This window comes from Sinorhizobium sp. 22678 (genome assembly GCF_052044265.1).
Lineage (GTDB): Bacteria > Pseudomonadota > Alphaproteobacteria > Rhizobiales > Rhizobiaceae > Sinorhizobium > Sinorhizobium meliloti_A.
Window position 1 is genome coordinate 63,482 of record NZ_JBQEMS010000006.1, and the last position, 19,321, is coordinate 82,802.

Sequence of the window (19,321 nt, forward strand, 5' to 3'; positions counted from 1 at the left end):
CCTCGACCCCCCCTTCGATACCGGTATTGCCAAGGCCGCAGCGCGGATCGCCGAGATCGTGGCGGGCAATGCGCCCGTCTACGGCATCAATACCGGCTTCGGCAAACTGGCCTCGATCAAGATCGACAGCGCCGACGTGGCGACGTTGCAGCGCAATCTGATCCTCTCGCATTGCTGCGGCGTGGGCCAGCCGCTCACGGAAAACATCGTGCGCCTGATCATGGCGCTCAAGCTGATCTCGCTCGGCCGCGGCGCCTCCGGCGTGCGGCTGGAGCTCGTCCGGCTGATCGAAGCGATGCTGGACAAGGGCGTGATCCCGCTCATTCCCGAAAAAGGCTCGGTCGGCGCTTCCGGCGACCTGGCGCCGCTTGCCCATATGGCTGCGGTCATGATGGGCCATGGCGAAGCCTTCCTTGCCGGAGAACGCATGAAAGGCGACGCTGCATTGAAGGCGGCGGGGCTCTCGCCGGTAACGCTTGCCGCCAAGGAAGGCCTGGCGCTGATCAACGGCACGCAGGTCTCTACGGCCCTCGCGCTTGCCGGGCTCTTCCGTGCGCACCGCGCCGGCCAGGCCGCTCTCATCACCGGCGCCCTTTCGACCGATGCGGCCATGGGCTCTTCCGCCCCCTTCCATCCGGATATTCACACGCTGCGCGGCCATAAGGGCCAGATCGACACGGCCGCCGCCTTACGGCAGCTGCTGACCGGCTCCCCAATTCGCCAGAGCCATATCGAGGGCGACGAGCGGGTTCAGGACCCCTATTGCATCCGCTGCCAGCCGCAGGTCGACGGCGCCTGCCTCGATCTCCTGCGCTCCGTCGCAGCCACGTTGACTATCGAAGCCAATGCCGTCACCGACAATCCGCTGGTGCTTTCGGACAATTCCGTTGTTTCCGGGGGCAACTTCCATGCCGAGCCGGTCGCATTTGCCGCCGACCAGATCGCGCTCGCGGTGTGCGAAATCGGCGCCATCTCCCAGCGCCGCATCGCCCTTCTGGTCGACCCCGCGCTCAGCTACGGCCTGCCGGCCTTTCTGGCCAGGAAGCCGGGCCTCAACTCCGGACTGATGATCGCCGAGGTCACTTCGGCGGCACTGATGTCGGAAAACAAGCAGCTTTCCCATCCGGCCTCCGTCGACTCGACGCCGACCTCGGCGAACCAGGAGGACCACGTGTCCATGGCCTGCCACGGTGCGCGCCGGCTGCTCCAGATGACGGAAAACCTCTTTTCGATCATCGGCATCGAGGCGCTTGCCGCGGTGCAGGGCATCGAGTTCCGCGCCCCGCTCACCACCAGTCCGGAACTTCAGAAGGCCGCCGCAGCCGTGCGCAGCGTCTCCTCCAGTATCGAGGAAGACCGCTACATGGCCGACGACCTCAAGGCCGCGGGCGATCTCGTCGCGTCGGGCCGGCTGGCTGCCGCCGTCTCCGCGGGCATTCTTCCGAAACTGGAGAACTGACATGGCCGTCTTCGAAGTCCGGCAGGGCAGCTCGCCCGTCATCCTGGGCTTTCCGCACACGGGCACCGACGTGCCTGCCTCCATCCGGGAACGCCTCAACGACAACGGCCGCGTCCTCGCCGACACGGACTGGCACATCCACGATCTCTACGAAGGCCTTCTGCCGGACGCGACGACGGTTCGCGCGACCTTTCACCGCTACGTCATAGACGCCAATCGCGACCCTGCAGGCGTCAGCCTCTATCCCGGCCAGAACACCACCGGGCTCGTGCCCGAAACCGATTTCGACGGTCAGTCTATCTGGAAGGAAGGCGAAGGACCGACGGAGGCCGACATCGCGGAGCGCCTGCGCGTGTTCCATGCGCCCTATCACGCGGCGCTCGCCGCAGAGATCGCCCGTGTCAAGGCGATCCACGGCGTGGCGGTGCTCTACGATTGCCATTCTATCCGCTCGCATATTCCCTTCCTCTTCGAAGGCCGCCTGCCGGACTTCAATATCGGCACCGATACGGGAAAGACCTGCGCTCCCGAAATTGAGCAGGTGACCGCAGAAATCGCAGCCGCGGCAGAAGGTTACAGCCATATTCTCAATGGCCGCTTCAAGGGTGGCTGGACGACCCGTCACTACGGCCGCCCGGAACAGGGCGTGCACGCGATCCAGATGGAACTGGCGCAATCGACGCATCTGGCGACGGAAGCGCCGCCCTTCGCTTTGGACAAAGCGAAAGCCGACAGGCTTCGCCGTCCGCTGAAGGCCATTCTGGAACGCATCGAAACAGTCGCTAACGAGCTCAAAAGGACAGGGAGCGAGGCATGAACATGAACAATCCGCGCCACAATATTCGCGAAGTACGCAGCCCGCGCGGCACCGAGATCAGCGCCAAGAGCTGGCTGACGGAAGCGCCGCTTCGCATGCTGATGAACAATCTCGACCCTGATGTCGCCGAAAACCCGCACGAACTCGTCGTCTATGGCGGCATCGGCCGCGCAGCCCGAACCTGGGCCGATTTCGACCGCATCGTCGCGTCTCTGAAGGACCTCAACGAAGACGAGACCCTCCTCGTCCAGTCCGGCAAGCCGGTCGGCGTCTTCCGCACGCACAAGGATGCTCCGCGCGTGCTGATCGCCAACTCCAATCTCGTGCCGCACTGGGCGAACTGGGATCATTTCAACGAGCTGGATAAGAAGGGTCTCGCCATGTACGGCCAGATGACCGCCGGCTCGTGGATCTATATCGGTACGCAAGGCATCGTGCAGGGCACCTATGAGACCTTCGTCGAGGCCGGCCGCCAGCATTATGGCGGCAACCTGAAAGGCAAGTGGATCCTGACGGGCGGTCTCGGCGGCATGGGTGGAGCCCAGCCGCTTGCGGCCGTCATGGCCGGCGCCTGCTGCCTTGCCGTCGAATGCAACCCCGACTCGATCGATTTCCGCCTGCGCACGCGCTACCTCGACGAGAAGGCCGAGACGCTCGAAGAAGCCATGGAAATGATCGAACGCTGGACCAAGGCCGGCGAGGCGAAATCGGTCGGCCTTTTGGGCAATGCGGCGGAAATCCTCCCGGAAATGGTCCGTCGCGGCATCCGCCCCGACATGGTCACGGATCAGACCTCGGCCCACGACCCGATCAACGGCTATCTGCCCAAGGGCTGGACGATGGCCGAATGGAAAGCCAAGCGCGAGAGCGACCCGAAGGGGGTCGAAAAGGCCGCCCGCGCCTCGATGCGCGACCATGTCGAGGCGATGCTCGCCTTCTGGGATTCCGGCGTCCCGACCCTCGACTACGGCAACAACATCCGCCAGGTGGCCAAGGACGAAGGCCTCGAGCGCGCCTTCGATTTCCCCGGCTTCGTGCCGGCCTATATCCGTCCGCTGTTCTGCAGGGGCATCGGCCCGTTCCGTTGGGCGGCGCTCTCCGGCGATCCGGAAGACATCTACAAGACCGACCGGAAGGTGAAGGAGCTGCTGCCGGACAACAAGCATCTGCACAACTGGCTCGACATGGCGCGCGAGCGCATCGCTTTCCAAGGCCTGCCCGCACGCATCTGCTGGGTCGGCCTCGGCGATCGTCACCGCCTCGGCCTCGCCTTCAACGAAATGGTGCGCAGCGGCGAACTGAAGGCCCCCATCGTCATCGGCCGCGACCATCTCGACTCCGGCTCGGTCGCCTCGCCGAACCGCGAGACCGAGGCGATGAAGGACGGGTCCGACGCCGTCTCCGACTGGCCGCTCCTGAACGCGCTGCTCAACACCGCCTCAGGCGCAACCTGGGTGTCGCTGCATCATGGCGGTGGCGTCGGCATGGGCTTCTCGCAGCATTCCGGCATGGTGATCTGCTGCGACGGTACGGACGATGCGGCGCGCCGCGTCGAGCGCGTCCTGTGGAACGACCCGGCAACGGGCGTCATGCGCCACGCCGATGCGGGCTATGACATTGCGCTCGACTGTGCTCGTGAAAAAGGCCTGCGCCTGCCGGGCATATTGGGCGAGTAAAAAGCGGACAGGTCGCCACGGCATCCTTCTGCCGCGTCTTCTTCAGGACGCAGACGCTTTTCCTCGGCCGTCGCCGTCGAGGAAAAGCAACAGCGAGAGGCCGGCGACGCCCGCAAGGGGGAACGTCTTGATGAAACCCGCCCGAAGATCAGGGCGGGCTTACTATCTCAGGTCCAGCGGGCTGACAGGCTGGCGCTGGGGTGAAACTCGAAATCGCGGTCGAAGGGGAAGATCGGCCGCTGCCGGCGCAGGCTTTCCAGCTTCTCGATATCCTGATTGACGACGCCGTTCGTCAGCGCCATCAGGTTCGGATTGGCGATCGGCGCAAGCTCCGGCGAGAGATAACCGGACTTGACGACGAGCAGCCGCACGGTCTTCGGATCGAAACCGAGGAGGGCAAAGTCCTCGATGTTATGATAGGGGCGGCGCCGCGCCGACAACACGACCACTATGCCCCCGACCTGAACCACCGCCTGCCGCTCGGCAACCGGTCCCGGATCATTCAGATGCACCACTTTGGCCTCGACCTCTGCGGACGGGCTGGACGGGTCGAGACTGCCGCCGATCCGCAACGCCAGCGTCCTACCCGCGCCGGTCGCGAAACAGGCATCGACGGCCGGCCGATCGGCGATGCCGGCGATCAACGCATCGCGCCAGCCGCGCTCGAGAAGCGCGACCAGCACATCCGCCCGGTCGCCGACGCCGCCACCCGTGGGGTTGTCGCCGGAATCGGCGAGAATTACCGGCGCCGTGGTTGCCCGCTCGGCGATGTCGAGCATGTCGGCAAGCGAGCCGGTGAGCGATCCGAAACGAAAATTGTCCCTCTGGTGCCAATAGTTTGCAGCGATTTCCTCAGCCGCCTTCGAAGCGGCGGCCTTGTCCGAGCCGGTAACGACGGCGCAGGCGGTCGCTCTCGGTTCATCGGCCCAGACGTAGCCCACCATCAGATTGGCGTCGAGGATGCCGGGCCGCCTGTCGAATTCGGGCAGGACGCGATAGAGGCTCGCCGCCGGCTCGTCCTCCGTCGAAGTGCGTTCTCCGGGAAGGAGAAGCGGAACAGGTGCCCAGGCGACACCGGGCCGCTTCCCGGAACGAAGCGTTTCCACCAGCATCGACCATGCCCGCACCATGGTCTCGCGCGTATCGATATGCGGCGCGGTCCGGTAGGCCGAGAAGATATCGACCTGGTCGATGATCCGCTGACTGACATTGCCATGGAGATCGTAGCTCACTGCAAGCGGGCAATCGGCGCCGATGACGGCGCGGGCGGCGGTGATCCAGTCGCCCTCGGCGTCGTCCATCCCATCGACCTTGATCGCGCCGTGCATGGCGAGATAGAGCCCGTCGAGAGGGAGCGCCGCTTTCAGGCGCTCCAGCAACTCGGTCTTGAAGGCGTCATAGGCCGGGCGCGAAACCGGTCCGCCGGGGACGGCCCGCGCATGCAGGAGCGGAAAGTGGCTTATCCCTTGGGCGCTAAGGAAGCCGAAATAATCCGACCGCAAGAGGTCCTCTCCCCTCAACACCCGGAAATCTTCGGCCGCCATCAGGACGGGCGAATAGGTGCTGCATTCCGTATGAATTCCACCGACCGCGATCCGCATGGCTCAACTCACAGAATGGGGCTCAATGGCGCGATCGCTGCAAAGCGCAGCCAATCCTTCTTGTCCTTCGGGGTCCAGGCGGCCTCGGCGATTGCCGGCAGCCTTGGAAAAACGAGGCGGTTGAAATATCCGCGCGACAGGAAATGCTCGGACCAGATGCAGGCCTGGACTCCCTTCATCCGGCTCTTCAGCTCTTCCGGGAACTCTCCTTCCGCCTCGTAGGCATAGGTGTGCGCCGGCGTCGCCGTGCCGGCCCAGCTCGCGCCGGGCTCCTGCCAGGCATCCGCCTGGGCCATGTCGAGATAATAGGCCTGGCCAGGGGTCATGACGACGTCGTAGCCTTCGCGCGCGAGCTCGATGCCGACTTTCGGGTTCTCCCAGGCCATCAGCAGCGTGCCCTCGGTTCCGACGCCGCCGCCATGCGCGACCTCGTTCCAGCCGACGAGTTTGCGCCCGCGCGCCGTCAGCATCTGCTTCACCTTCTTGAGGAAATAGGACTGCAGCGCGAAGGTGCCGGAAATCCCTTCCTGTTCCATGAGTTTTCGCGCCAGCGGTGACGCGAGCCACGAGCCGTCGGCCACCTCGTCGCCGCCGATATGGATGTATCGGCTGGGGAAGAGCTCGACCATTTCGTCGAACACCTTCTCGAGGAATTCGTAGGTGAGCGGGATGGCCGGGTTGAGGGCATTGTTCGGGTAGCCCTGGACCGAGTGGTAGCTTTCCGGCGCCTCCTGACCGTCGGAGAGTTCGGGAAGCGCCACGAGCGCGGCAGTGCTGTGGCCGGGTATGTCGATCTCCGGGACGACTTCGATGCTGAGTGCCGTGGCATGCGCGACGATCGCCTTCACGTCCGCGTGGCTATAGAAGCCGCCGACCGGTTCGGCGCCGTTGCCGAGTTGAGGCAGCATGGGCTCGTCCGGGCCGCGCATGACGCCGAGTGTCGTCAGCGTCGGATAGGCCTTGATCTCCAGCCGCCAGGCTTCGTCGTCGGTCAGGTGCCAGTGGAAGATGTTGAGCTTGAACCAGGCGAGAATATCGATGACGCGCAGGATGTCGGCGGTGGGGTAGAATTGCCGCGAGACGTCGAGATGACAGCCGCGCCAGCCATAGCGTGGCCGATCCGCGATTGCGCCGGCGGCGGGAAACCTGAATTCGCCTCCGTGGTTTCGCGCGCCGTCGATCAACTGCGCAAGCGTCGTCAGGGCATATTGCCTGCCGGCCGCCGCTCCATATTCAAGCCGTATCTCCCGCTCGGAAAAGGCAAGCCTGTAGGCTTCGCCTTCGAGCTCCGCTTTCTTCGTGAAGACGATCGGCCGCCCTTGCGAGGACGGGGCAAGACTGAAGGGAGCGTGTCCGGCAGAAAACAGCCTATGGAAGAGCGCGAGAACGTTGGAAACGGCATCGATCTCGCCCGCATTGCTGCCCGCTGCGGGATAGAGGACGTCCGGGACCGCGTCCCCGGGCGCCGCGTCGATCTCGGCAGGCCAGGGCTGCAGTGCGAAAGGAAGTTCGAGCCAGCCTTCCGGAAGACGCACCGGCGGCGGTTCGCTCATGGCGCCTTCGAGACGCATGTCGGAGACCGCCACAGGAACATGTCTGCCATCGGCGAGCGTCAGATAGGCCGATTTCGCCCCGTCGGTGCAATGCTTCGCCTCGCGGTGCAGACCGCTGACGGTGAACGTCCAGTGTTCGCCATGGGCGAGCGTCAGTCCGTCGGGTGGCGCGAATTCATGGAAATTGGCGTTGCGGCGCAGGAAGACCGCGTTTTCGCAGGCGGCCCCGTCGATGACGCGGGTGAGCGAAGTGTAAACCAGCCGGAAGGCACTGAGCGGCCCGCCCGAGAGATTGAAGAGGCTGAAGGTGAAGCGCCCGAACGGGCCGCCATCCGGTTGCCAGGCAGATTCAAGGCGATAGAGAACCGGCAGCATGAACATCCTCCCAAGCTGAGTTTGTCAGTAATGGATCGATTGCGAGAAGGTCCGCGCGACTTCCGCCTGTCCTGCGGTCAACCCGCAGTCGACCGGCAGGCAGATGCCGGAAATGGCTCCGGCGGCGGGGCTGGCAAGGAAATGCACCGCTTCGGCGACGTCCTTCGGCTCGACGATACGCTGCAAGGGATACCAGCGCTTCGCCTCCTCGAAGACCTGCGCATTGGCGGCCGCGCGTGCCTCCCAGGCCTGCGTGCGCACCGTCGCCGGCGCCACCGCATTCGCGCGGATGCCGAACTTGCCGTATTCGACGGCGATCAGTCGCGTCAGGTGCAGAAGGCCCGCCTTGGCGGCGCTATAGGCCGGATGGCCGAAAACATTCATGCCGTTCACGGAGGCGATGTTGACGACCGAGCCCCCGCTCTCTTTCAGCATTTCCTCGACCGCCCGGAAACAGAGAAAGGCCGCTTCGAGGTTGAGTGCATTGTCCATGCGCCAGATGTCCTGCGTGGTGTCGTGCAGGCTGACCGCGCGGGCCGCCCCCGCATTGTTCACGAGGGTGCGCACGGTACCGACGGATGCGGCAGCCTCCGCCATTGCGGCCACGCTTGCGGCGTCCGTCACATCGCAGGAAATGGCCAGGAAGCGCTCCGTTCCGCCGAGATCAAGCGCCGTCCTCTTTACCGCCTCACTGTTGATGTCGGCCAGGAGAACGGTATCGTGTCCGTCGCCCAGGCGCGCGGCAATGGCGCGGCCGATGTCGCCGGCAGCTCCTGTGACGATCGCTACGGATTTCGGCATGGGCGTTCCTTCTGACACGTCAGTCTCCGAGAAGCTGTCGGTCGTCGCCATCCCTGTGCACCACCAGCTGCTGCTTGATGCGCCTGAGCGTCACCGTCGCCTGCGGCTGGACGCGATAGGCGACAAGGCTCGCGACGATATCGAGCACTGCGATATATGCGATACGGGTGGAGGTCGGACGATAGATGTTGTTTCCTTCCGGCAGGTCGACCGGCACGGTGATATCGGCGGCCTGCGCGACCGGACTGCCGCTCTGGGTAAGGGCGATCGTCGGCACCTCGGCCTCGCGCGCAAGCGTGAAGGCGCGCACCATCTCCGCATTGCGTCCCGAAAAGGAGGAACCGACAATGACGTCGGCCGGCCGCGCGGCCGCCGCCATCATCATCTGCATGCTGTGATCGGAACTCGCGGTGATGCGCAATCCCAATCGGAAAAGACGGTTCTGGAACTCCCCGGCGATCATCGATGAGTTGCCGCCGGAGCCGAAGGCATAGATCATTTCCGCTTGCGCGAGCCGGTCGGCTGCGCGCTCGATCGCTGCAAGGTCGAGCGAACGGTGCAGCAGAAAGAGCGCATTCTGCGCCTTGGTGATGATGTCCTGCGCCACATCGCCGGGCTCCTGGCTCTTCGGCTCGGGCTTCAGGTAGCGCATGCCGACATAGGGGGTGCGTGCCAGCTGCACCTTGAAATCGGAAAAGCTCTCGCAGCCGAGGCGTCGGCAGAATCGCGTGACCGTCGGCGGCGAAACGTCGGCCTTGCCGGCAAGCTCGATGATGGAAGCGTTCACCGCAAACTCGAAATCATTGAGCAGGATATCGGCGATGCGGTTTTCCGATTGGGATAACCGCCCCTTCTCCTCCTGCAGTGTCGCGAAAATATCCATCGAACGGCGCCCTTCCCTGTTCAGGCGTCCTTCGGCTTGTAGGCGACGCAATCGATCTCCACCTTGCAATCGACCATCATGGAGGACTGTACGCAGGCGCGCGCCGGCGGATGAGCTCCGAAATATTCCTGATAGATCCGGTTGAAGCTCCAGAAATCGCGCGGATCGTCCAGCCAGACGCCAACTCTCACCACGTGCTCGACACCGTAACCGGCCTCTTTCAAGATGGCCAGAAGATTGCCGATCGCCTTGTGAGTCTGAGCGACGATGTTGCCGCCGACGATCTCGCCGTTTTCCATCGCCACCTGACCCGAGACGTGAAGCCAGCCGCCCGCCTCGACGGCACGTGCGAAAGGCAATGTTTTTCCGCCTGCGCCAACCTGTTCGGCACCATAGCGCTTGATCGACATCGAGGACCCGCTCTGCAAATTATTTTCTTTATCCGTTGACAAATGACCATAGAATGCGGAATTTGACCAGTGAAAATCATCATTTATGAAAAGAATTTCAATCCAGGCAAAAATACATGCGGAATCCCTTCCAGAATCCGTTTCCAGAAAGCGACACGGCCCGCCACTCCATATGGGAGATGCTGGTCACCCGCGATATCGACGCGTTCCTGGCCGCCGATTGGTCGATGGTAGCCGACGATTTCGTCGAGGAGAGCTTCATCGGCATCGACGGACGGCGAGAGGCGAACCCGGACAAATGGCGGCTCACCTTTCCCTCGCTCGCCGTCTATCGGGACGAATGGCTGCGTCAGGCGCGGGACTTCGCCGGGCAGTCCTTTGCCGAGGATCCGCGGGAAGCGATCTTCGCCACCACGACCCTGGAAGACATCGAGGTCGACGGAGAACTTGCCCTTGCGCGCAAGAAATTCGACGGGGGGCTGAAGAAAGCGGACGGCACGTTCGATATAATGAAGTGGCAGACGGTTTACTATTGCCGCCTCCACCGGGACCGGTGGAAAATCTGCGGCTTCACCGGCTATCTCCCCAATCCGATGGGGTCGAACTGAGTTGAGTTACAAGGCGAAGCCATTGCGCATCTTCACGGCGGCGCTCGCGACCGAGACGAATACTTTCTCTCCCATCTGCATCGACAGGCGTGCATTCGAGGCATCGCTTTACGCTCCGCCAGGAAAGCACCCCGAAACGCCGACGCTCTGCACGGCGCCGATCACGGTCGGGCGCCGCGTGACCGCGCAAAAAGGCTGGAAATTGATCGAAGGCACCGCCGCCTGGGCTGATCCTGCCGGTCTCGTCAATCGGCAGACCTATGAGGATCTGCGTGACGAAATTCTCGGCCAATTGCGTGCCGCCCTGCCCGTCGATGCCGTCGTTCTCGGCCTGCATGGGGCAATGGTCGCGGACGGCTGCGAGGATACCGAAGGCGACCTGCTTCAGCGCGTGCGCGAAATCGTCGGTCCGGACGTGCTCGTCTGCGCCGAACTCGACCCGCACAGCCACCTCACTGCCAGGAGAGCGGCGGCCGCGGATTTCTTCGTCTTCTTCAAGGAGTTCCCGCACACCGATTTCGTCGAGCGCGCCGAAGATCTCTGGCGGATCGCGATCGATAAGCTCGAGGGCCGCGTAGAGCCGGTGATGTCCATCTTCGACTGCCGGATGATAGATGTCTTCCCCACCTCGCGCGAGCCCATGCGCAGCTTCGTCGACAAGCTGATACAGATCGAACGGGACGACGCCGATGTGCTGTCATTGTCCGTCGTGCATGGCTTCATGGCCGGCGACGTGGCGGAAATGGGCACCAAGATGCTGGTCGTGACCAACGGCAAGGCGGAGAAAGGCGAGGCACTCGCCCGTGAGCTGGGTCTGGAGCTCTTCTCCCGGCGCGGCACCTATCGCATGCCGGAGATCGACGAGCGCCAGGCGGTGGCACAGGCGCTGGCGGCTCCGGCCGGGCCTGTGGTGATTGCCGATATGTGGGATAATCCAGGCGGCGGCACGGCGGGCGATGCGACGGTCGTGCTGGAGGAACTTATAGCGCAGGACGCCACCGACACGGCGATCGGCACGATCTGGGATCCAATGGCCGTGCAGATCTGCATGGCGGCCGGCGAAGGCGCCGAGATCCCCTTGCGCTTCGGCGCGAAATCCGCGCCCGGCACGGGGCGGCCGATCGATGGCATCGTCAAGGTCGTCAAGCTGGTGCGCAATGCTGAAATGCGCTTCGGCGAGAGCTTCGCTCCCTTCGGCGACGCCGTTCACATACGCGTCCACGGCATCGACATCATCCTGAACACGACGCGCGCCCAGAGCTTCGACCCGAGCCTTTTCTCCGTGATGGGCATCGACCCCACGTCGAAAAAGATCCTCGTGATCAAATCCACGAACCACTTCTTCGCCTCATTCTCCAGGATCGCATCCGAGATCCTCTATTGCTCTGCCGGAACACCCTACCCCAACGACCCGGCGAGGACTCCCTATCGGCGGGCAAGGCGCGACATCTGGCCGATGGTCACCGACCCGCACGGGTTCGAAACGACGGCCTGAGCCGAGCGCCATCACTGGAGCGGGATTCAGCCCAGGGACATGGTCTGGCTGGTGGACGAGCACAGCGATGAGGACATCAAACAGGCCGCGGCGGGTATCCCGAATCTGAGCGGGCCTCACCCCCGACATGCGCCCCAACCTTGCCGCATTTCGCCCGGAGCCTGCCTCAATCGCGGTCAGTCCTCCAGGAAAACGCCGCCAACTTTGAAAATTCACAGTTGCGTCGTTCAACCGGCGATTGTCCCAAAATATTGCGGGGCGCAATTTCTGCAACATGCCGCGAAACCGGGATTTTTCAGGAAAGCGGGCCGCCGGCTGGCGGCCGTCTTCTTTGCGGGAGCTCGCGGCTTAGGTGCACTGCAGCATGATTCTGTTCGCTTTTCTGCTGCAACGCCATATTTTTTCTTCGGGAGTGCCCTAGTTTCTCATCCTGCGGGCTGAGGTCTGCTCTGTTGAAACGGCTGCCGCGAGGCGCTGCCCGATAGGGAGTGACTGATATCGTGAGTATGGACGCGAATGTCTCGGCGCGCATCAACCTGATGCGTATTCTGCTGATCTCCGGCATCGTATTCGTGCACGTCCCGTACAATCCGCAGTGGAGTCCCTTTCTGGGCAACTACGGCATGTTGGACTGGATTCGCGTCTTTCTCGGCGAAAGCCTGTTTCGGATCGGTGTGCCCTGCCTCAGCGCGATCTCCGGCTATCTTCTCTTTCGCAGGGGCCTTGCCGATTTCGACTATTGGAAGACGCTGAAGACCAAGGCGCGGACCGTTCTCCTGCCGTTCCTTATCTGGAGCGTCTCCTTCTTTGTGGTGGTCTACGCCATGCAGCGCCAGGGCCTCGGCTTCGGCTATCTGCCCGACACGATCAATGCGACCCCGCGCCAGTGGCTGAGCATGGCCTTCGCGATCGAGGCAACGCCCGTCAATCTGCCCCTGTATTTCCTGCGCGACCTGATGCTCTGTATCCTGCTGTCGCCGCTTCTGGCATTGCTGGTGAGCCGTTATCCGCGCGTGACGCTCCTTGCACTGCTCGCCTATGCGATACTGCCGCTGCCAAACGGAATATTTCTCAAGAAATCCATCCTGTTCGGCTTCTCGGCTGGAATCTGTGCGAGCCTGCATGGCGTGAACATCAAAATGCTTGATCGCTTCGCTGCACCGATCGCGGCCGGGTTCCTGGCAATCGCAGTCGTGATCGCCGTCGGCCTCTATTACACCGGCCCGGATTTCCCGCTTTGGCTCGACATGGCACTTCGCCTGACGTCGATTGCGGGAATCATCGGCTCCTGGGCGATCTCGGAGCTGCTCGTGCGCACCCGCTTCGGTGAAAGATTTGGCCGCGGGAGTGGACTGAGTTTCTGGATCTTCTGCGGCCACTATCCGCTGCTCGTGTTGTTCTGGATGATCTGGAACCGCACCGGGCTCAGCTATTACCCGCTCTTCTATTTCACCGCGCCGTTCATCGCCATTGCGATCCTCGTCGCGTCCCACAATCTCGTAGGGCGCTTGGCGCCGGATCTGCTTGGAGTGCTTACCGGCAGCCGAACAGGTACGAAACGAATGGCCACGCAGCAGCCGCAAGGCGCGCAGGCAGGCTATTCGCCCCAGCAAAGGTAACGACCATGACAATCGATCGCTACAGACGCTTTGCCCGTCTCGCTTTCATCGCAACGCTCCCTCTCGCCGGCCTTGCAGACGCTGCGGCCGCGCAGGAAGGCGCCAACGGCACCTCCTTCAAGGACGACTTCGACACTCTCGACACCCGCGTCTGGTTCGTCTCGGACGGATGGAACAATGGCGGGCATCAGAATTGCACCTGGTCGAAGAAGCAGGTGAAGACCGTCGACGGCATTCTGGAACTGACCTTCGAGGAGAAGAAGGTAAAGGAGCGCAACTTCGCCTGCGGGGAAATTCAGACGCGCAAGCGCTTCGGCTACGGCACCTACGAGGCGCGGATAAAGGCGGCCGACGGTTCCGGGCTGAACTCGGCCTTCTTCACCTATATCGGTCCGACCGACAAGAAGCCGCATGACGAGATCGATTTCGAGGTTCTCGGAAAGAACACGGCGAAGGTCCAGATCAACCAGTATGTATCGGCAAAGGGCGGCAACGAATTTCTCGCCGACGTTCCGGGCGGCGCCAACCAGGGTTTCAACGACTACGCCTTCGTCTGGGAAAAGAATCGCATCCGCTACTACGTCAACGGCGAACTGGTTCACGAAGTGACCGATCCGGCGAAGATCCCGGTAAACGCCCAGAAGATCTTCTTCAGCCTGTGGGGGACGGACACGCTCACCGACTGGATGGGCACCTTCTCCTACAAGGAGCCGACAAAGCTCCAGATCGATCGCGTCGCCTTCACTGCTGCCGGCGACGAGTGCCAGTTCGCCGAGTCGGTAGCGTGCCAGCTGGAGCGGGCGCAATCCGAGTGAATGGCGGGTAACTGAGTAATTTATCCATTTTGTTGCAGTGCACAAAGAATTGAACTAAGCTCAGCCCCGGGCTGGGCAGGAAAACGGACGTTTTCATGCTGCAGATACTCTATCTGGCACAGGATCTTGCCGATCCCGCAGTGCGCCGGAGAACCCTGACGCTCGTCGCGGGTGGCGCACGCGTGACGCTCGCCGGATTCCGCCGCGGCGACAATCCTCTGGCCGCCATCGACGGCGTCGAGCCGATCGAACTCGGAACCACCGCCGACGGCCGTTTCGCCCAGCGGATCGGTGTCGTCGCTCGCGCCTGCCTGTCGCTGCAACGCCAGCTCGGCCATGTCCGCAAGCCGGATGTGATCATCGCGCGCAATCTGGAGATGCTTGCCGTGGCGAGGAGAGCGGTCGCGTTCTTCGGCGGTACGATTCCTATCGTCTACGAATGCCTCGATATCCACCGCCTCATGCTGCGCAAGGACATCGTCGGGCGGATGCTGCGCGCGGCCGAAAGCCAACTCGGCAAGAATGCGCGCCTGTTGATCACCAGCTCCCCCGCCTTCATCGAGCATTACTTCCGGCCCCTTTCCGGCATCGGCGCTCCGCCGATGCTTCTGGAAAACAAGGTGCTCGAAATCGACGGCACGGTCGAGCGGCGGACGGCCCCACCGGCCGAATGCCCGCCGCCCGGCGCACCCTGGAAGATCGGCTGGTTCGGAGCACTGCGCTGCCGCAGGTCGCTCGCCCTTCTCGCCGAATTCTCGCGAAAGATGGAGGGCCGCTTCGAGATCGTTCTGCGCGGCAGGCCCGCCTATTCCGAATTCGACGATTTCGACGGCTTCGTTCGCAACGAGCCCTTCATGCGGTTCGAAGGCGCCTATCGCAATCCTGAAGACCTGGCGGAAATCTATGGCGAGGTCCACTTCACCTGGGCGATCGACTTCTTCGAGGAGGGCCAGAATTCTGCCTGGCTGCTGCCGAACAGGCTTTATGAAGGCTGCCGCCACGGCCGAATTCCGATCGCCATGAAGGGGACGGAGACCGCTCGTTTCCTGTCCGTGCGGAGCATCGGCTTCGTTCTCGAGGGAGCCGATGCCGGGAGCCTCGCCACAACTCTCGGCTCGCTGACGCCAAAACGCTATGCCGACGCCGCAGAGCGTATCAGCCGGTGCAATCCGGGATCCTGGGTGTTCGACCGGGCGGATTGCGAAACCCTGGTGCGGCAGCTGGCAGCGCTCACGCTCCAGGCGCCGCAGACCGTTCCCGTAGTCGCGATGGCCGGTTCCAGCCACAACGAAGGTGGATTTCTATGAGCTCCGATGAACTGACGTCCACGTCGAGCCTTATCGTCATACCCTGCCTCAACGAGGCCTCGCATATCGAGGCGCTGATCGAAAAGCTGCGTCCGTCGCTCACGCCTTTGAACGCGCGGGTGGTCATTGCCGACGGCGGCAGCACGGACGGAACGCGGGAGATCGCCCGTCGCCTTGCCACTGAGGATCCGCGGGTGCTCTTCCTCGACAATCCGAAGCGCATACAAAGCGCGGCGATCAATCGCGCCGTCGCCGAACTCGGCGCCGGCAGCGACTACCTGATCCGCATCGACGCCCACGGGACCTATCCGGACGATTATTGCGAGCGGCTTGTCGAGGACGCGCTGGCGACCGGCGCGGATTCGGTCGTGGTCGCCATGCAGACCGTCGGTTTCAGCACCTTCCAGAAGGCAACGGCCTTCGCGCAGAACTCCAAGCTCGGCAATGGCGGCTCGAAGCACCGCACCGGTGCCGTCGGGCACTGGGCCGAGCACGGTCATCATGCATTGATGCGCATCGAAGCCTTCGAGGCTGTCGGAGGCTATGACGAGAGCTTCAGCCACAACGAGGACGCCGAACTCGACTATCGCCTCGGAAAAGCGGGCTACCGGATCTGGATGACCGACAAGACGAGCATGGTCTACTATCCCCGTGCCAAGCTCGTCCCGCTGTTTTGGCAGTATTTCGGCTACGGCCGCGGCCGGGCAAAGAACTTCCTCAAGCACCGGGCAATGCCGGGGCTCAGGCAGATGCTGCCGCTTGCGGTGGCACCCATCGCTTTCGGCGCGCTTCTCGCGATCGTCAACTGGATGGCCGTGGTGCCGGTGGGGGTTTGGGCTGCCGCGTGCCTCGGCTATGGCGTCTGGATGGCGCTCGGCCAGCGTAATCCTTACGGACCGCTTGCAGCCGTTGCAGCCATGGTCATGCACCTTGCCTGGTCCGCCGGGTTCTGGCGGGAACTCCTCGACTTCCGCCGCAGGGTGGCCTGATGCCGAACGAAACGCTTCACATCGACATCGGCGTCTGCACGTACCGCCGGCCGGAGCTTGCCGAAACGCTTCGCTCGCTGGCTGCGATGAACGTGCCGGAGCGCGCCAGCTTGCGCGTCATCGTCGCCGACAACGACGCGGAACCGAGCGCCAGGGCTCTAGTCGAAGGGCTTCGGCCGCAGATGCCGTTCGACATCCTCTACGTTCACTGCCCGCACTCGAATATCTCGATCGCCCGCAATTGCTGCCTCGACAACAGCACCGGCGACTTCCTTGCCTTCCTCGATGACGACGAGACCGTTTCCGGCGACTGGCTGATCCGGCTTCTGGAAACGGCGCGCATCACGGGAGCCGCCGCCGTGCTCGGTCCCGTCAGGGCGCATTACGGGCCTACGGCTCCCGGCTGGATGCGCAACGGCGATTTCCACTCGACACTGCCGGTCTGGGTAAAGGGAGAAATCCGGACCGGATACACCTGCAATGCGCTGCTCAGGCGCGATGCGGCCTCGCTCCATGGCCGGCGCTTCAAGCTTTCGCTCGGCAAGAGCGGCGGCGAGGACACGGATTTCTTCGCCGGAATGCACAGCGCCGGCGGAATGATCGCCTTTTCGCCGGAAGCCTGGGTGCATGAGCCGGTACCGGAAAACAGGGCCTCGCTTGCCTGGCTCGCGAAGCGTCGTTTCCGCTCCGGACAGACCCATGGACGCCTCCTCGCCGAGAAAGCCAATGGCTTGCGTCAGGCCTGGAATGTCGCCCTTGCCGGCGCAAAGTCCGGCTTTTGCGCAGTTGCCGCGGTCCTCTGCATTCCTTCGGCCGCAAGGCGGAACCGCTTTGCGCTACGCGCCGTACTGCATGCCGGCGTCATCAGCGGCCTGCTGGGGTTGAAGGAAATCGAACAATACGGAGCCCGCGAGGTGACCTCGGCATGAACCCTCCGGCGATCGATAAGGTCCCCGACGTCACATTCGTCGTGGCGGCCTATAATTCTGCGGATACGATCGTGCGCGCGATCGAAAGCGCACTGGCGCAGGAAGGCGTGACCGTCGAGGTCGTCGTCGTCGACGATCGCTCGGCAGATGCGACGCCCGCGCTCGTGGCGGCAATCCCGGATCCCCGGGTCCGCCTGATCGCCCTCGATCGCAACCGCGGTCCAGGCGGCGCGCGCAATGCCGGCATCGGCGCGGCGCGCGGCCGGTGGATCGCCGTTCTCGATTCGGACGACACGGTCCGGGCGGGCCGGCTCAGGCGGATGATCGAACGAGCGGACGCCGCCGGGGCGCAGATCGCCGTCGACAATCTCGACGTCGTCTCGCTGGACGGGCGCAGTCTCAGGATGTTCTCCGAAGCCGAACTCGCCCGGCTGCCGCAGCTCACGCTTCCCGCCTTCATCGAATCCAACGTCCTCTTTCGATCCGAGCACAATTTCGGCTACATGAAACCGATCTTCGAGCGCCGCTTTCTGGAAAACCAGCAGCTTCGATTCGACGAGACGCTGCGCATCGGCGAGGACTACATCCTGCTGGCATCGGCGCTTGCCTGTGGCGGGCGCTGCGCGGTCGAGCCGTCCGCCGGTTATATCTATCATATCCGCGAGGGTTCCATCTCGCGTGTGTTGAGGCTCGATCATATAGACGCGATGATCGCCGCCGACGAAGCCTTCCTGCGCCGCTACCCGCTCGACGGCCCGGCGCAGAAAATGCAGCGCAGGCGCATGCGCGGCTTCCGCGAAGCTCGCTCGTTTCTGGTCCTCGTCGAGCAGTTGAAAAAGAGATCGTTGGCCGGCGCGCTCAAGACCGCGCTGGCCGACCCGCTTGCGCTCCGGCATCTCAGCATGCCGATCGCTGCCCGATTGCGCCGCCTTGCCGCGCGATTCGTGCATCCCTCCTCCCATTCGGCCCCCCGTGCCGCCCCCATGACGGCGGCGGCTGAACGATCCCCGCTGGGCAACGACCCCCAATAAGCAAAGGATGATAAAATGGACCGTGTCAGGACCGTCAGAAAAGCAGTAATCCCGGTTGCCGGAAACGGAACGAGATTCCTCCCGGCGACAAAGGCAGTGCCCAAGGAGATGTTGACGATCGTCGACCGGCCAGTCGTTCAATATGCCGTGGACGAGGCCCGCCAGGCCGGAATCGAGCATATCGTCTTCGTCACCAGCCGGAACAAGCAGGTGATCGAGGACCATTTCGACGACGCGCCGGAGCTCATCTCGTCGCTTTCACGCTCTGGCAAAAGCGCGCAGATTTCCGAACTCGAGGCCATGTTGCCGGCAGCCGGCTCGGTCAGCTTTACCCGCCAGCAGGCCCCCCTCGGCCTCGGGCACGCGGTATGGTGTGCGCGTGACCTGATCGGCGACGAGCCGTTCGCGCTTCTGCTGCCCGACATGGTCTCCTTCGGCGCGCGCGGTTGCATGGCCGGCCTCATGGATCTCTATAACGAGGTTGGCGGCAACGTCGTCGGCGTCGAGCAATGCGCCCCCGAGGAAGCATCGAAATACGGCATCGTCGGCAAGGGCGAGACGGTCCGGCACGGTTTCTCCGTGACCGAGATGGTCGAAAAGCCCGCCGCAGGAAAGGCGCCGTCCAACTACTATCTCAATGGTCGCTACATTCTTCAGCCGGAAATCTTCTCGATTCTGGCCCACCAGACGCGCGGCGCCGGCAATGAGATCCAGTTGACCGATGGCATGCTGACGCTTTCGCAATCCCAGTCCTTCCACGCGCATCCCTATGAGGGCCGCACCTTCGACTGCGGTTCGAAGCAGGGCTTCATCGAAGCCAATGTCGCCTTCGCGCTTGCTCGTGCGGACATCGGCGATATCGTTTTCGAATCCGTCCGCGACATGGTTCTGTCTCACGAAAGCCGCATCCGGGCGGCATAAGCGGCGGCTTCCGGCAGTCCTTCGGGACTGCC

At 63.3% G+C, this 19,321-nt stretch carries 18 protein-coding genes; 13 read left to right on the plus strand and 5 right to left on the minus strand.

The window, feature by feature from the left end; genetic code table 11:
- From hutH to hutU, 3 genes are all read left to right on the plus strand, one after another.
- Positions 1–1,459, plus strand: a 1,459-nt coding sequence (hutH, locus tag ACTJKL_RS11070; RefSeq protein WP_440852889.1) for a histidine ammonia-lyase, incomplete at its 5' end; no start/stop codon positions are given.
- Between the two features lies 1 nt (position 1,460).
- Positions 1,461–2,276 (plus strand): N-formylglutamate deformylase, encoded by an 816-nt coding sequence (hutG, locus tag ACTJKL_RS11075; RefSeq protein ID WP_440852890.1) that lies wholly within the window; start codon positions 1,461–1,463, stop codon positions 2,274–2,276.
- 2 nt (positions 2,277–2,278) lie between these two features.
- A complete protein-coding gene (gene hutU, locus ACTJKL_RS11080) occupies positions 2,279–3,952 on the plus strand; it encodes a urocanate hydratase (protein ID WP_026168967.1) in 1,674 nt (557 codons plus the stop codon).
- A 167-nt stretch (positions 3,953–4,119) separates the two neighbouring features.
- Here the strand turns inward: hutU and ACTJKL_RS11085 are convergent, their stop codons facing one another.
- The 5 genes from ACTJKL_RS11085 to ACTJKL_RS11105 are packed head-to-tail and all read right to left on the minus strand — an operon-like array spanning position 4,120 to position 9,575.
- Entirely contained in the window at positions 4,120–5,553 is a 1,434-nt protein-coding gene (locus tag ACTJKL_RS11085; RefSeq protein WP_440852891.1) for a M81 family metallopeptidase, read from the minus strand.
- An 8-nt stretch (positions 5,554–5,561) separates the two neighbouring features.
- On the minus strand, positions 5,562–7,481 hold the full coding sequence (locus tag ACTJKL_RS11090) for a beta-N-acetylhexosaminidase (RefSeq protein ID WP_440852892.1): 1,920 nt from the start codon (positions 7,479–7,481) through the stop codon (positions 5,562–5,564).
- Positions 7,482–7,505: 24 nt separating this feature from the next.
- On the minus strand, positions 7,506–8,282 hold the full coding sequence (locus tag ACTJKL_RS11095) for an SDR family oxidoreductase (RefSeq protein WP_018098386.1): 777 nt from the start codon (positions 8,280–8,282) through the stop codon (positions 7,506–7,508).
- Positions 8,283–8,301: 19 nt separating this feature from the next.
- Positions 8,302–9,165, minus strand: a complete 864-nt coding sequence (locus ACTJKL_RS11100) for a MurR/RpiR family transcriptional regulator (protein WP_018098385.1) — start codon at positions 9,163–9,165, stop codon at positions 8,302–8,304.
- Between the two features lie 20 nt (positions 9,166–9,185).
- Positions 9,186–9,575, minus strand: coding sequence for a RidA family protein (locus ACTJKL_RS11105; RefSeq protein ID WP_018098384.1), 390 nt, complete (start codon positions 9,573–9,575; stop codon positions 9,186–9,188).
- A gap of 116 nt (positions 9,576–9,691) precedes the next feature.
- Between ACTJKL_RS11105 and ACTJKL_RS11110 the strand changes: the two genes are divergently transcribed.
- The 10 genes from ACTJKL_RS11110 (at position 9,692) to ACTJKL_RS11155 (ending at position 19,289) form a co-directional block, all read left to right on the plus strand.
- The gene (locus ACTJKL_RS11110) at positions 9,692–10,183 is read left to right on the plus strand and encodes a hypothetical protein (protein WP_026168966.1); all 492 of its coding nucleotides are present in this window, start codon (positions 9,692–9,694) and stop codon (positions 10,181–10,183) included.
- Positions 10,184–10,205: 22 nt separating this feature from the next.
- Positions 10,206–11,678 carry a M81 family metallopeptidase gene (locus tag ACTJKL_RS11115; protein ID WP_440852893.1) on the plus strand — a complete coding sequence of 491 codons (1,473 nt, stop codon included), beginning with the start codon at positions 10,206–10,208 and terminating at the stop codon, positions 11,676–11,678.
- Positions 11,679–11,717: 39 nt separating this feature from the next.
- Positions 11,718–12,119: a hypothetical protein gene (locus ACTJKL_RS11120; RefSeq protein ID WP_440852894.1), complete on the plus strand. Its 402-nt coding sequence runs from the start codon at positions 11,718–11,720 to the stop codon at positions 12,117–12,119.
- Positions 12,120–12,184: 65 nt separating this feature from the next.
- Positions 12,185–13,297 carry a succinoglycan biosynthesis protein ExoH gene (exoH, locus tag ACTJKL_RS11125; protein ID WP_440852972.1) on the plus strand — a complete coding sequence of 371 codons (1,113 nt, stop codon included), beginning with the start codon at positions 12,185–12,187 and terminating at the stop codon, positions 13,295–13,297.
- A gap of 5 nt (positions 13,298–13,302) precedes the next feature.
- Entirely contained in the window at positions 13,303–14,112 is an 810-nt protein-coding gene (gene exoK, locus ACTJKL_RS11130) for an endo-1,3-1,4-beta-glycanase ExoK (protein ID WP_440852895.1), read from the plus strand.
- 95 nt (positions 14,113–14,207) lie between these two features.
- Positions 14,208–15,419, plus strand: coding sequence for a succinoglycan biosynthesis glycosyltransferase ExoL (exoL, locus tag ACTJKL_RS11135; RefSeq protein WP_440852896.1), 1,212 nt, complete (start codon positions 14,208–14,210; stop codon positions 15,417–15,419).
- Positions 15,416–16,408 (plus strand): succinoglycan biosynthesis glycosyltransferase ExoA, encoded by a 993-nt coding sequence (gene exoA, locus ACTJKL_RS11140; protein WP_440852897.1) that lies wholly within the window; start codon positions 15,416–15,418, stop codon positions 16,406–16,408. Before exoL ends, exoA begins: the two co-directional genes overlap by 4 nt.
- On the plus strand, positions 16,408–17,337 hold the full coding sequence (gene exoM / locus ACTJKL_RS11145; RefSeq protein ID WP_440852898.1) for a succinoglycan biosynthesis glycosyltransferase ExoM: 930 nt from the start codon (positions 16,408–16,410) through the stop codon (positions 17,335–17,337). The genes exoA and exoM overlap by 1 nt, the downstream gene beginning before the upstream one ends.
- On the plus strand, positions 17,334–18,368 hold the full coding sequence (gene exoO / locus ACTJKL_RS11150) for a succinoglycan biosynthesis glycosyltransferase ExoO (protein ID WP_440852899.1): 1,035 nt from the start codon (positions 17,334–17,336) through the stop codon (positions 18,366–18,368). The genes exoM and exoO overlap by 4 nt, the downstream gene beginning before the upstream one ends.
- A 15-nt stretch (positions 18,369–18,383) precedes the next feature.
- On the plus strand, positions 18,384–19,289 hold the full coding sequence (locus ACTJKL_RS11155; protein ID WP_440852900.1) for a UTP--glucose-1-phosphate uridylyltransferase: 906 nt from the start codon (positions 18,384–18,386) through the stop codon (positions 19,287–19,289).
- The last annotated feature ends 32 nt before the right edge of the window (positions 19,290–19,321 follow it).

Bases quoted from the DNA above. Each gene is read 5' to 3' on its own strand.
- hutG (WP_440852890.1), top strand. From the start codon at position 1,461: ATGGCCGTCTTCGAAGTCCGGCAGGGCAGCTCGCCCGTCATCCTGGGC.
- hutU (WP_026168967.1), top strand. From the start codon at position 2,279: ATGAACAATCCGCGCCACAATATTCGCGAAGTACGCAGCCCGCGCGGC.
- ACTJKL_RS11085 (WP_440852891.1), bottom strand. From the start codon at position 5,553: ATGCGGATCGCGGTCGGTGGAATTCATACGGAATGCAGCACCTATTCG.
- ACTJKL_RS11090 (WP_440852892.1), bottom strand. From the start codon at position 7,481: ATGCTGCCGGTTCTCTATCGCCTTGAATCTGCCTGGCAACCGGATGGC.
- ACTJKL_RS11095 (WP_018098386.1), bottom strand. From the start codon at position 8,282: ATGCCGAAATCCGTAGCGATCGTCACAGGAGCTGCCGGCGACATCGGC.
- ACTJKL_RS11100 (WP_018098385.1), bottom strand. From the start codon at position 9,165: ATGGATATTTTCGCGACACTGCAGGAGGAGAAGGGGCGGTTATCCCAA.
- ACTJKL_RS11105 (WP_018098384.1), bottom strand. From the start codon at position 9,575: ATGTCGATCAAGCGCTATGGTGCCGAACAGGTTGGCGCAGGCGGAAAA.
- ACTJKL_RS11110 (WP_026168966.1), top strand. From the start codon at position 9,692: ATGCGGAATCCCTTCCAGAATCCGTTTCCAGAAAGCGACACGGCCCGC.
- ACTJKL_RS11120 (WP_440852894.1), top strand. From the start codon at position 11,718: ATGGTCTGGCTGGTGGACGAGCACAGCGATGAGGACATCAAACAGGCC.
- exoH (WP_440852972.1), top strand. From the start codon at position 12,185: ATGGACGCGAATGTCTCGGCGCGCATCAACCTGATGCGTATTCTGCTG.
- exoK (WP_440852895.1), top strand. From the start codon at position 13,303: ATGACAATCGATCGCTACAGACGCTTTGCCCGTCTCGCTTTCATCGCA.
- exoL (WP_440852896.1), top strand. From the start codon at position 14,208: ATGCTGCAGATACTCTATCTGGCACAGGATCTTGCCGATCCCGCAGTG.
- exoA (WP_440852897.1), top strand. From the start codon at position 15,416: ATGAGCTCCGATGAACTGACGTCCACGTCGAGCCTTATCGTCATACCC.
- exoM (WP_440852898.1), top strand. From the start codon at position 16,408: ATGCCGAACGAAACGCTTCACATCGACATCGGCGTCTGCACGTACCGC.
- exoO (WP_440852899.1), top strand. From the start codon at position 17,334: ATGAACCCTCCGGCGATCGATAAGGTCCCCGACGTCACATTCGTCGTG.
- ACTJKL_RS11155 (WP_440852900.1), top strand. From the start codon at position 18,384: ATGGACCGTGTCAGGACCGTCAGAAAAGCAGTAATCCCGGTTGCCGGA.